The organism is Enterococcus sp. 3C7_DIV0644, from assembly GCF_002141235.1.
In the GTDB taxonomy this organism is placed as follows: domain Bacteria; phylum Bacillota; class Bacilli; order Lactobacillales; family Enterococcaceae; genus Enterococcus_D; species Enterococcus_D entomosocium.
On the sequence record NZ_NGLK01000001.1, the window covers coordinates 1,181,116 to 1,193,692 of the forward strand.

11 protein-coding genes are annotated in these 12,577 nt (G+C 43.1%); 2 read left to right on the forward strand and 9 right to left on the reverse strand.

Annotation, left to right across the window (positions count from 1 at the left end; all coding sequences use genetic code 11):
- Positions 1–227: 227 nt before the first annotated feature.
- The gene (locus A5877_RS05530; protein ID WP_176273425.1) at positions 228–1,019 is read left to right on the forward strand and encodes an L-threonylcarbamoyladenylate synthase; all 792 of its coding nucleotides are present in this window, start codon (positions 228–230) and stop codon (positions 1,017–1,019) included.
- Positions 1,020–1,126: 107 nt separating this feature from the next.
- Here A5877_RS05530 and A5877_RS05535 read toward each other — a convergent pair whose 3' ends face one another.
- A complete protein-coding gene (locus tag A5877_RS05535; RefSeq protein WP_086316521.1) occupies positions 1,127–1,444 on the reverse strand; it encodes a hypothetical protein in 318 nt (105 codons plus the stop codon).
- Positions 1,445–1,958: 514 nt separating this feature from the next.
- On the opposite strand from A5877_RS05535, the gene A5877_RS05540 reads away from it, so the two are divergent.
- The gene (locus A5877_RS05540; RefSeq protein WP_008380645.1) at positions 1,959–2,276 is read left to right on the forward strand and encodes an RNHCP domain-containing protein; all 318 of its coding nucleotides are present in this window, start codon (positions 1,959–1,961) and stop codon (positions 2,274–2,276) included.
- A 208-nt stretch (positions 2,277–2,484) separates the two neighbouring features.
- Here A5877_RS05540 and A5877_RS05545 read toward each other — a convergent pair whose 3' ends face one another.
- The 8 genes from A5877_RS05545 to A5877_RS05580 all read right to left on the reverse strand — a co-directional run bounded on the left by A5877_RS05545 (position 2,485) and on the right by A5877_RS05580 (position 12,576).
- Positions 2,485–4,254 (reverse strand): ABC transporter ATP-binding protein, encoded by a 1,770-nt coding sequence (locus tag A5877_RS05545; RefSeq protein ID WP_005234100.1) that lies wholly within the window; start codon positions 4,252–4,254, stop codon positions 2,485–2,487.
- A gap of 2 nt (positions 4,255–4,256) precedes the next feature.
- Positions 4,257–5,966 carry an ABC transporter ATP-binding protein gene (locus A5877_RS05550; RefSeq protein WP_086316522.1) on the reverse strand — a complete coding sequence of 570 codons (1,710 nt, stop codon included), beginning with the start codon at positions 5,964–5,966 and terminating at the stop codon, positions 4,257–4,259.
- A gap of 229 nt (positions 5,967–6,195) precedes the next feature.
- Complete coding sequence (locus A5877_RS05555) at positions 6,196–6,597, reverse strand: MmcQ/YjbR family DNA-binding protein (RefSeq protein WP_008380641.1); 402 nt, start codon at positions 6,595–6,597, stop codon at positions 6,196–6,198.
- A gap of 288 nt (positions 6,598–6,885) precedes the next feature.
- Positions 6,886–7,503, reverse strand: a complete 618-nt coding sequence (locus A5877_RS05560; RefSeq protein ID WP_008380639.1) for a LysM peptidoglycan-binding domain-containing protein — start codon at positions 7,501–7,503, stop codon at positions 6,886–6,888.
- A gap of 328 nt (positions 7,504–7,831) precedes the next feature.
- Entirely contained in the window at positions 7,832–9,115 is a 1,284-nt protein-coding gene (locus tag A5877_RS05565; protein ID WP_086317423.1) for a uracil-xanthine permease family protein, read from the reverse strand.
- 40 nt (positions 9,116–9,155) lie between these two features.
- Complete coding sequence (gene guaD / locus A5877_RS05570) at positions 9,156–10,520, reverse strand: guanine deaminase (RefSeq protein WP_061053193.1); 1,365 nt, start codon at positions 10,518–10,520, stop codon at positions 9,156–9,158.
- Positions 10,521–10,737: 217 nt separating this feature from the next.
- Entirely contained in the window at positions 10,738–12,078 is a 1,341-nt protein-coding gene (locus A5877_RS05575) for a hypothetical protein (RefSeq protein WP_016621626.1), read from the reverse strand.
- 156 nt (positions 12,079–12,234) lie between these two features.
- On the reverse strand, positions 12,235–12,576 hold the full coding sequence (locus A5877_RS05580; RefSeq protein ID WP_005234093.1) for a PTS lactose/cellobiose transporter subunit IIA: 342 nt from the start codon (positions 12,574–12,576) through the stop codon (positions 12,235–12,237).
- Position 12,577 lies beyond the last annotated feature (1 nt).

Sequence of the window (12,577 nt, forward strand, 5' to 3'; positions counted from 1 at the left end):
ATTTTTTCATACAAAGCGGAAAAAAATAGTATTGCTGTCAATCATTCACTCTATTCTCTAGTGATGCATATTCGATCTTTCTATTCCACTCTTTTTACATTCTGGTGTAAATCCCCTTGACTACGCGGATTGATTCCCTTATCATCAAGGGTAACCATATTCAATCAGAATTTTCAGAATATTCCGTTATATTTTTCATAACGGCGATTCATTGGAAGACAGGGAGGATGAAGAGAGTGAATGAAGCAAAACAAGTCCCATGGACAGGAGAACCAAACCAACGAGCGATCAACTATTTGAATGAAGAAGGCAAAGTGATCGTCTGCCCAACCAAAGTCGGCTATATCATTGCCGTCTCTGATAAAAAAGGGCTGGAACGCAAGTTTTCAGCAAAGAATCGCAAGCGTAACAAACCAGGCGTCGTTCTTTGCAGCTCATTGGAGCAGCTACATGAATTAGCCGAATTAAATGCGGAAACCGCCGCCGTTTATGAAACGTGTTGGAACAATGACGTGTTATTCGGTGCGATTTTGCCTTGGAAAGAATCAGGAAAAGCCTATATCCCAAAAGATGGTTCAGAAGAATTGATGACGGACGTTCGGGGAACCAGCTGTTTCGTGATCAAATTCGGTGTCCCTGGTGAGCAGATCTCAAAAGAACTTTGGGATCAAAAAAAGAAATTGCTTTTCGCCAGCTCAGCGAACCCTTCAGGCAAAGGAAATCGCGGACTTGTTGAAGGGATCGGCGAACAAATCGCGCAAGAAGCCGATCTGATCATCGAAGGCAACGACTATGTTGCATCGATCCAACCAGACAAAACGCTGGAAACCCGCTATGAGCAAGGAGTCATGGTTTCTTTCGTTGACCAAGACGGCAACTTGATTCCAGAGCAAGGAGACCAACGCTCCATCACGCCAGCACCTGTCTTGATCCGTAAAGGACTCGATGTTGAAAAAATCCAAATGTACCTTTCTGATCACTTCAACTCATGGGACTATCGCCACGGGGAGTATTATTAATCTTTCATCGTCAACAAAGAACCGAAGAACCAGCTAACGGCCCTCCTTTTCAAGGAAAAACGCTCAGCTCGTTCTTCGGTTTTTCAATAGAAAAAAATACTTTTCTTCTATCGTGTTTCTTTCAAAAGCTGAATGATCTGTGCCTGTTGTTTGATGATCGTATCTTGTTGCTTGATTTTAATCCAGTTTTGATCGATTTGGATAGCTGCTCCAAGGTCTTTGTAACTGAGTTTGGGGATCTCCATGAACAGTCCGCGGTGAGCAGCTAAGTCATTAAAAATCTGAACAGACAGACCCTCACTCAATTCATGAACCTCTTTTTCTACAATATACTGGTTGATCAGGTCTTCTACAGTCAAACGCTTTTTTCGTTTCTTGCCTTGTGTGCCATTCGAATTTTCAGATTTCTTGTTCGTACCAAACATTTTTGTTCTCCTTTCGTTAGGTCATCCTTCCTCCATTTTGTGATTCCGTGTCTCTTCTTCAGTGACCAAAATAAAATTGAGCGAAACCTACATACGAACATTTTGTCATAAAACAGCATTATAATCTACATTTTGTTGTTTTTAAAGATAAAAAAGGAGGTAAATTACGATCGGATTTTCTCTGTCATAGAATTCCAACTCTATTTCTGCTATAATCCCCTCATAAACACATAGGAGGGACTCTATGAAAAAGCATTCCTCAATTGCTTTCTAGGGGACGACGCCAATGACAGTGACTTTGGACTACACTTACTGCTGGGTTGTGGGCTGCCGCAACACAGTGCTTAGCACAAAACGAAAAAACTAAGCGTGGTACGGATTGCGAAATCGCATGAAGCTGGAAGCAGAAGTAATCGTTACGGACGGTGAATGTGTCCCTAGCCAAAGAAGCCTGATGAAGAACGAACGGAACCCTTTTCTCTCAAAAGAAATCATTCTTTTGGAGGAAAGCAAAATGAGAAAAGGTGAAAATACGACCTTTGTTTGTAAAAACTGCAGTACGCCTGTGGCACCCTTGACCAATGGTTCTTACCGCAACCATTGTCCCCAGTGTCTCTACTCGTTACACGTGGATATTCGCCCGGGTGATCGTCAAAATACTTGCCATGGCCTGATGCGACCCATCGATTATCGCCAACATTCCAAAAAAGGCTATCAGCTGCTGCATCAATGCACTCGCTGCAAAAACCAGCAGTGGAATATCGTGGCACAGGATACGCAACAGCCTGACCATTTTATTGAGTGGTTGGCTCAAACCGCTGCGTATCACTAAACAGCCAAAGAAGACCATGCTTCAGGCTGGTCTTTTTTGGTAATCAGAACAACGGCCCCCTTATACCACTAACTGCTCATAGACATTGTCGTCATAAGAAGTGCTTACTTTAACCTAAAAAAAACAGCTCGCTGTCTCGTCGATTGGTTGACGAAATCAGCGGGCTGTCCTGCTAGTGTCTTCTTGATGATTTTACGTTGGTTTGCGCTTATTCAAAAACGAATTGATTGTGATACAGTTCCGCATAAAAGCCGTCAGCCGCCACCAATTGATGGTGATTGCCTTCTTCAATGACTTCGCCGTCCTTTAAGACAACGATGCGATCGGCATTCAAAATCGTCTTCAAGCGATGGGCGATCACAAAACTGGTTCGTCCTTTGATTGCTTCATCCATTGCTCGTTGAATTTTCGCTTCGGTCACGGTATCAACATTACTGGTGGCTTCATCCAAAATCAACAATTCTGGATTGGTCAAAATCGTTCGGGCAATACTCATCAATTGTTTTTGACCAGTACTGAAAAGATTATTCTCTTCGGTGATCTCCGTGTCATAGCCTTTTTCCAACGTCATAACAAACTCATGGATATTGGCTTGTTTCGCTGCTGCAATGACTTCTGCTTCGGTCGCTTCTGGTTTCCCAAAAGCAATGTTTTCACGAATCGTCCCTGAGAACAGCACGGATTCTTGCAAAACGATTCCCACTTGAGAACGCAGCAGATCCAAGTCTAGCTCCCGGATGTCGATGCCGTCAAAGGTCACAGAACCACCATTCACATCATAGAAGCGATTCAACAAGTTCATGATGGTCGTTTTTCCTGAACCAGTCGGTCCGACCAATGCGACCATTTCGCCTTTGTTGACCGTGATCGACACATCTTTTAGGACCAATTTTTGACTGTCATACCCAAAGTCCACATGATTCAAAGCAACCGCCTCTTTGATGCCCTTCACTTTGATCCCGTCTTTTGGTTTGACCTCATCAGGTTCATCAAACATTTCATTGATTCTGCGCGCACCGGTGATCGCCAACTGAATCATGCTGTAACCAGAAGAGATCTGCATCAATGGTTGGTAATACTGCTGCGAATACTGGACAAAGGTCACAACTAATCCTAAAGCAACGGAACGTTCTAAGTCACCGTTCAATGCTAACCAGCCACCAAAAAAAATCACGATTGCCGTGTTCAACAAGGACATCCCTTGCATCAAGGGGAAAAGCAGCCCAGAGTAGACTTGCCCTTTGTAGGTAGCTTCCCGGACTTGTTGGTTGTGGACCAGAAAACCATCGATGGTTTCTTCTTGCAGTCCATTGGTGATGATGATTCGTTGACCACTGATTTTTTCATCGATATAGCCGTTTAATTTTCCGACTTCATCTTGCTGCAGATCGACATATTTGCGGGCTTTTTGGATCACGATCACCGCGATCAACACCGCAATCGGGGTAGAAGCAATCGTTGCCCATGCCAATTCAACGTTTTGACGGAACATCATGATCAAGATCCCCACCATTAAGACTACATTGGTCAGCACTTGCAACAATGCTTGGTTCAGACTGTTTTGGATGTTATCCAAGTCACTGGTGAAACGGCTCAAAATATCACCGTCTTGATGAGAATCAAAGAATTTGATCGTCAATTTTTCCAGTTTATTAAATAAACCGATCCGCATTCTGTTGGTTGATTTCCCCACCACTTGCGTGAACAAGATACTATAGACAAAATTGGCTGCACTGGCTAAGACATAAAAAATCAACAGTTTCCAAATGATCGATAGAAAAGCCGATTTATCATCGACCCCTTGCATCAAACCGCCAACATAATTCGCCAATTCCTGGAACGCTTCTCCGATAAAGACTGGCGCTTGTACTTGCAGATACGTTGCCAGAATCACCGTCACAAAAATGAATAGAAACGACCACTTGTATTGTTTTAAGTAATGGTAGAAAAATTTACTCGCTTTGAACAAATCTGTCATGGTTACTCCTCTCCTTTCTGTGTTGCGAAGATTTCTTGATAGATGGCATTGTTATTGGCTAAAAATTCATGGCTTCCTTCACCAACCAAACGTCCATTATCTAAAACGAAGATGCGGTCGGCTTTCACAACAGAGGCAATCTTTTGCGCGATAATGATTGTTGTCGTGTCTTTTAATTGTTTTTCAAACGCTTCGCGAACCAATTTTTCCGAACGCGCATCTAATGCACTCGTACTATCATCCAAAATCAAAATTTTCGGTTCACCGATCACGCCTCGAGAAATCGATAAGCGTTGCTTTTGTCCTCCAGAAAAATTGCTGCTGCGCTCGGAGACCGGCGCTTCAAAACCCGCTGTCAATTTTTGAATAAATTCGCTGGCTTGAGCGATTTCTGTTGCGCGAGACATCTCAGACTCTGAGGCATCTTTTTTCCCTTGCCGCAAGTTTTGGGCAATCGTTCCTGAAAAGAGGATCGCTTTTTGCAAGACAAAAGCGACCGTTTTACGCAAGCTTTGTTCATTGACTTCTTTCAAGTCAACACCGCCAACCCGCACGACACCTTCCGTTGGGTCAAACAAACGGGGAATCAGTTGCGCCAGTGTTGATTTGCCGGCACCAGTCGCCCCTACGATCCCAATCATTTCGCCAGGTTTGATGGTAAAACTGATAGCCGTTAGGGCATTTTTTTCATCCCCAGGGTAACGGAAGCTGACGTTTTCAAAAGCGACACTTCCAGACAATTCTTGTTCTGGGACATCTTGGTATTGCAGATCCGGTTCGGTATCTAGAATCTCTTTGATCCGTTTTAGCGAAACTGAAGCCCGTGAAGTCATCATCATCATCATGCCGCCGATAATGATCGCCATCATAATTTGCATCAAATAATTCATGAATGAGGCAATTCCCCCAATCAAGGTTGGGTCATCTTTCGCTAGATCACTGACAAAGAAAATCGCGCCGACCACTGCTAAGTTGGCCGCCAGCATAAAGGAGGGGATCATTACAGAGAACAGGGTTCCTACAATAATGTTATGCTTCGTTAACGTTTCACTGACTTTAGAAAAGCCTTGCAGTTGGTTGTCTTCTTGAACAAAAGATTTCACCACACGAATCCCCATCAAATTTTCTTTGGCAATCCCATTGATTTTGTCGATCAAGTTCTGGATGATCATAAAGTGTTTGCCCATCCGTGTAAAGGATAGTGCCGTAATCACTAGGACAGCGATAATCAGTAAGACGATGATCCACCACAGTTGCGGCATGGTTGTCATCGCCAAAATGAAGGCACCGATAAATAAGAACGGGATCCGAAACAACGATTGTAGCGAGATCATCACTAAGTTTTGAATTTGCGTGATGTCATTGGTCAAGCGCACCACAAGATTTCCCGCTGAGAAGGTTTCGATATTTCCAAATGAGAATGTCTGGATTTTCCGAAACATCTCTTCTCGAATATCGGCACTAACGCCTTGCGCCACTTTCGCAGAAAAAACCGTGTTGATGATCCCTGCAACAAGTCCTAGCAATGCTAGCCCAATCAACTGCACACCAATTTTTTTCATTTCATCATTGTTTTCAGTAATAATTGATTCTAGCACTTGCTGCAAGAGCTTTGGCTGCCATAATGCAGCAACGACCATTAAAATGACCGATAATAAGGCAATGCCAGTTGCCGCTTTGTACTTTTTGACATGGCGTAAGACCAGATCCATATACGTACCACTCCTTTGTGTTTAGCAGAAAAGACTGCCAAAAAATTTCGGTTGCACAACAATTTACCATGGATCACGACTAGAAACAAGCGAACAAATAAAACAAAAAGAGCTTTCATGAAAGCTCTTTGAAAATATTGCATAAATGTTGGCGAAAATAACGAATAATAAAGGGATTATGATGATCCTCAAGAGGGTCTTCCTTATTTTCTGTCGCTAAATCTTTGACTTACGATTCGCTGTTTTCCAGCTCACTTTTTTGTTTTTTTGTCAGTTTTTGTTTGACTAGATCGTAGGAAACCAAAATCATTTGTTCGATGTTTTCTTCCATCAAGGCATCAGATGCCAACTTGATGGTATTCCAATGGGTCTTATTGGCATAATACCCCGGAATGATGACGTCAGGAAATTGCTCTCGCAGCGTTTCGTTGACCTCGGGCAGATTTTTCAAAGTCAAAAATGCTGTTTCTTCTGCTTGCGGACTCATGATCCCAAACTGTTTTCCTACTAAATCAAAGTAGATTGCATCCCAATCTTCGCGGTAATAGACTTTGGCTCCCGGCAAGCCTTCCCCAAATGCTTGAAATCGCTGCATTTTTTGTGCAATTTTTTCTTCAATCGATGTACTCATTGTGTTTCCCTCACTTTCTACTATCAAAACCGACATTTTCTGTCTCAATTTTGACAGATTGAATCGCTTTCTGCTCTATTTCCTACTATTATACATGGTTGCCGTGTAAAAAGGGATTTTTTATCAATGGCATGTCGCCTGAAAATGACTCTTGAGAGCTGCATGCGGCGTTACATTCATTCATCTGTCTCAGAAGATACAAAAAAACCCCTTATCAGCGAGTAAGATGTACTCGCCAATAAGGGCAATTGATTACTAGATGTCATGGACAAGATTCATTTTAGAATCTTAGTACCAACCATTTGCTTCCCAGAATGCTTTGGCAGCAGACCAAGAACCATAACGTGATGCAACATATTCATCGGCAACCTTTTCTTGGTTAGCAGCTGAATAGTCACCATTTAAGTAAGAGTTGGTTAATTGGTAACGGCCGTAGTATTGTCCGTTTGTCGCTGTGTAAGAACCACCAGATTCTTTGTTTGCGATCCATTCTTTTGCTGAAGCTTCTGAGCCGCTAGCTGAAGAGCTGTAGCTTGAGCTGCTTTGTGTGCTTGCAGCAGCAGATTGTGTGTTGCTTGATTGTGAAGCTGCTGGTTCACTTGGTTGTTGTACACTTGCTGCAGCAGTCGTGTTTGCAGATTCTGTATAAGTGGCAGTGCCATCTGTAGGGATGATCAATGCTTCCCCAACAAAAATCAAGTTTTTATCAGCAATCTCGTTTGCTTCAACGATCGCATTGATCGTATCATCAGAGCTATAACCGTAAAAGTTAGTAGCGATTGTTGATAATGTATCACCAGATTGAACAGTGTATTGTTCGTCTGCAAAGGCGTCTTTCCCACCTAAGAAAAGGCCGAAACCGGCAAGGACAGCTGTACTAAGTAAAACAGTTTTTAAAGACTTCATATAATTAAATCTCCTTCTTTGAAACTCATTTTGCGTCATTTGAGATGACTCAAGCGCATAAACAAGTCTAACACCGAAGAATATTTCATAGGTAAAGAAACCATTACAGATGATTACGAAAACGACAGTTGCCTTACGTTTCGTAAGAATTGAAAAAGACTATCATATCAAGCTTTTCTCTGCTGTAATTTTTAACATTACAGTTATTTTGTTTCTAGGTAAACCAGTTAACCTTAGAAAACCTTTCCTATATTACAAAAAACCCTCTTTTTACACAGATTTGTAACAAAAGAAGGAACGAGACAAGGTCTCATTCCTCATTTACTTCCTATTTTTTCTTCACTGGGATCAATTTATTCATGACGATCGCCGCAATAGCGCTTAAAGCAATCGGTGAATCTAATAAATATTGTAAGAATTGAGGCGCAGATTCTTTGATTTCTGCTGGCATAAACAACAAGCCGATGGCAATAATCAATGGTACCCCGATAATATACAACTCACGCTCGGAAAACTCTTCATTCTTAATGACCCGAAAGCCGCTCAACAAAATAATGACACAGACGACCGCGAACACGCCGCCGATGACAGCAGAAGGTACTGCGTGAATCAAGGCTGAAAGTTTCCCCATGAAGGACAATAGGATAAACCAGACGGATGCCATCACAAAGACTTTTTTACTAGCAACCCCGGTGATCGAAATGATCCCTGCATTGGTAGAATAACCAGTCACAGGGGTCGTTCCTACTAAGGCGGCAACCAAGCAGCCTAATCCTTCGCCGATCACGCCTTTATTGATCTGTTCATCCGTAACAGGTTCTTCTGTCACGGAACTGACCGCATACCAAGTACCTGTTGTTTCTGCTAGGAGCACCATATAGATCACTAGCATCGTTAAGATCGCTGAAACATCAAAGTGCAGGCCATAGTTTAGAAATACCAGTTTTGGCAGACTAAAGAAAGAAGCATCCGCCACCGACTGAAAATCAACGCCCCCCATAAAGGAAGCAATCACGGTACCGATAACCAAAGCAATAATGACCGAACTGATTCGGAAGTATTTTCCCATTCCCGGAAAATAATCGCCTAACATGGAAAACAAAATCAAAATCGCCGCAGTAATCGCAGCCAACAACATGTTTTGATTGGCACTTAGTGTTTCAGTGGCAGGATAGATATTGCTGGTAAAGGCCGTTGGCAGCAATGTCAACCCAACGATCATAATGATCGTTCCACTGACGATCGTAGGAATAAAATGACGAACGATATACTTATAAATGCCCGTAAAACCTAGTAAAATGACTGCTGTGGCACCTACGATGCTGGCTCCTAACACCGTGTCCATGCCGTTGGCACCAAAATAAATACCGATGATCGCTCCAACGGGGACAAAGGATGGCCCTTGACATACGGGTAATTTCAAGAAAAAGAGGACTTGGATCAAAGAAGCGATCCCTGCTCCTAAAAAGGTCGATTGGATCAAACCAGATGCGTCTGAAGAGGACATCGCCACCGCAGTTGCGATAATAAATGGCGGCACATACACGTCCATTGCCAACACATGCTGTAATCCTAAAAGTACTGCTTGACCAAAGGGAATGTCTTCATTCATTCCGATCGTTAAATGTTTGTTTTTCGTTGATTCCACTGTCTCATTCTCCTCGTTTTTCGTGTACTTTTTTTCCTTGGACCCAGACTTGGCGAATATTTTGCATCGTTGCTAAGTACAGGATTTTTTGTAATCTTGCTTCGGGTGAAGTAAACACACCGAAGTCAGGCAAAGGATTTTCTTTTTGTCGCGTATCGATCACTTGCACATCAAACGCATACCCTTCTTTGATGACACCTACTGGTAATTTTAGTGCCTCACCGCCGCCTTTTGTCGCCAATGAGAACGCATCGATCACGGATATACGAGAATCAGCTACTCCTCGTGTGTTTTGAGGAAGCGTGACATCCACGCCATCTTCTAACATTCTCGAAGACATCACAGCTTGTTTGATGTTGTCATACAAACTCGGTGAAAAACCGCCGGAGATATCCGTTCCTAAACCAATCGTGACCCCTTGTTCTTTCAAGCGCTTGATTGGGATCACGCCATTGGCAAAGTAGGCATTTGAGATGGGACAGTGCGCAACTGCGGCGCCGGTTTCGACAAAACGGGCGCCGTCAGCTGGGCTGATGAAATTGCCATGAGCCATCACTGCTTTTTCACGCAACAAGCCAAAATCTTGCAGCACTTCGGTATCCGTTTTACCAAATCGTTCTTGAACAAAGTCATGTTCCCATTGCCCTTCACTGCAGTGGGTCTGAACATGGACATCATATTTTTGAGCCAATGCGCCTAACCCTGCCAAGCCTTCATCGGTACAGCTGGGGACAAATCGCGGAGTGACCACAGGATAAACGCCTTGAGGTGCGGTCTTTGCGATTGCTTGTACTTCTTGAATAAAACGTTCTGTATCCGCTAATGCCTCTTCTGTTGACGCATCCCGATAAAAAGCAGGATTGGCTTGAGGATCGTCCATAACGACTTTTCCGACTAATCCCCGTTGACCAAGAGCGGCACAAGTCTTCGCCAATTGAAGACTCGCTTCTAGATGGATCGTTGCAAAATAAAGAACCGTTGTCGTTCCTCTTGCCAATAGCTGTGCCACCAAATCTTGATAGACAGCTTTGGCAAATGCTGGATCGGCATATTTTGCCTCCAGCGGAAACGTGCATTCATCTAACCAGACATTTAACGGTTCATCTAACGCGATCCCTGCTTGCGGCCATTGCGGTGCATGGACATGCAGATCGACAAACCCTGGTAAAAAGCACTGGCCTTCAGATAAAGCCTGAAGATTCTCTGATGCTTTTGCCAGCTCTGCCTCATACCCTTGATCTGTTTTGGCAGTGACTTTCGTGATGATCCCTGCGTCATCGACTTGAATCAAAGCTTCTTCTATATATTCTAGTTTTCCATCAGTTGGCGTATGGAAAACATCTCCTTTAAAATAGTGAATGGTTGCCATTTGTTTGATTTCCCCCGTTCTCTAAGACATTGTCAGGAAAAAGCCGTTCATTTAATGTTCCTTTTTCACTAACACGATGTTCTTATTTTAACGCTATTCGAAAATAGTGCAATAAAATTCACTATCATAAAGAAAGATAAAACGATAAATGTTCGGTTTTTATGCGATTTCAAAAAAAGACACCGTCTAGAAATAAGACAGTGTCAGTTAACGACGCTTATACTTTTGTTTTCTTTAGTTGCCGATAAAATACCACCAGTCCACCTACTAGCAAACAGAGTACTCCTGCAATCGAGCCCCATTTTGCTGGCTCTAAAAAGCTTTGGATCCTTGAGGTCTGATTCGTTGCCGTCGTTCCTGATAGCTGAAACAAGAAAGCCAGCGGCTGATGTTCAAAACGAAGAATAACAAATAGGAGTGTCATCAAAAGAAATTGATGTACCAGACTCCCTTTGCTTTGTGTGGCATACTTGGCTAAGCTCTGCTGTTCAATTGCTTCCGGTTTTGCCGCCAAATACTGTTTCGTGAGCCATTGATTCAATCCCGCATTAAAGAAACTAATGACAAATAAACTTATTGGGATCAAAAGATCGCTGCTAAATAGAAGAACACCAACCATCAATCCAAGCAAATACGCCGGTACTAACTGTTTTTCTAGCAAGCGTGCGAGTTTTCCTCCGAGAAACATTGCGCCAAAAAGGCCCAGTGCATAAGGCAAGTAAACGTGAGTACTAAGCGCTTGTGCCCCAAATCGACCGGTAACATAGACCGAGCCGAAAAGAAAAAGAAAGTTACCGATCACTCCCCGAATAAAGGTGAGGATGTTCAAGTGAAGCGGCTGTTTCCACGAGCGGCTGCGTTTCGTTAAAGTGATCAGCAGCAAAGCAAAGAGAAACAAGAAGCCAGTAATCGCCCACTCAAACAGGGCATTCGACTTGATCAGCCTGGCTGCTCGCAAGCCAAACAGTAAGAGAAAGAAAAAGAAATACAACAAAAACTGCTTGTTGAATAACTGGTTGCGCTGCATCAACGGTCTTTTTGGGAGGTTGTTGAAGGTTTGACTACTCTTAGCTGCCAGCACAAAGAGTGCAAAATAACTGCCAAATAGGCCAACGCCTTGAAGGTCATCAGGCAACCGTAAGGCAAACAGTAAAACAAAAAGAAAGAACAGCGCCTCCTTCCAATCATTTTTCAGCGGCTGTTCAGTGAGCTTGGCTTTTTGTCGTACCATCAGATCAGCTGGCGGCAGCCAAGAAGCACTGATCCCCAACAAACCAGCAGCTGGCAAGAGTGCCACGCTCCACCAAGTGCTCAAGATACCTACCAATGCGCCGGCGCCGCCGATCAAGACACTTGCTGCTAACAATGATGGTGCAAAAAGCGCCGTAAGCGTCTGTAAGAAAAAGACCCCTGTCATGCGAAAGGTATAAAAGAGCGCAAAGGCTAATGCTGCACTTAGCGACTGCTCTTTGCTCAAAGATAAGAAATAAAGATACGGGATGATCGTGATCGTATTGCTGATGATCAAAAGTGCGGTATGGGATTTTAAAACTTTCATCGTCCGACTCCTTGCCTTGATTTAAAGTTCCATCTTTCTTCTATCCTACACTTTCAAGCAATCCTGTCAACTTGCGTGCCAAATTTAAGCAAAAAGAAACCAAGTGTATTGTCAAAAGACTGACACTTCGTTTCTTTTTCTTATTGCGATTTTCGGCTAGAAGCCAGTAGACTGAATCGTTTGCTTAATTGCCTGAATTTCTTCATACAACCCTTGAAACTCTTTTGCAAGCTCACTCATGATGTCTGCGCTCATCAAAAGATCTTCCGCATGACTTAATAGTAAGGACATCCAAACTTTGTCCCCTTGAGCTTCTTGTTGAACTAACTTCCGATGTGCCAAATGGGCTTCATGATAGTGTTCTTTTCCTTTTTCGATTGCTTGCAGTGCAGCCAGATTCTGGGCTTCTCTTCCTTTTTGAATACTTTCAAAAAAGCAACTTCTTGCCATACCCGCTTGCGAGATAATCTGAAAACAAATTTGTTCTTTTTCTTCCATT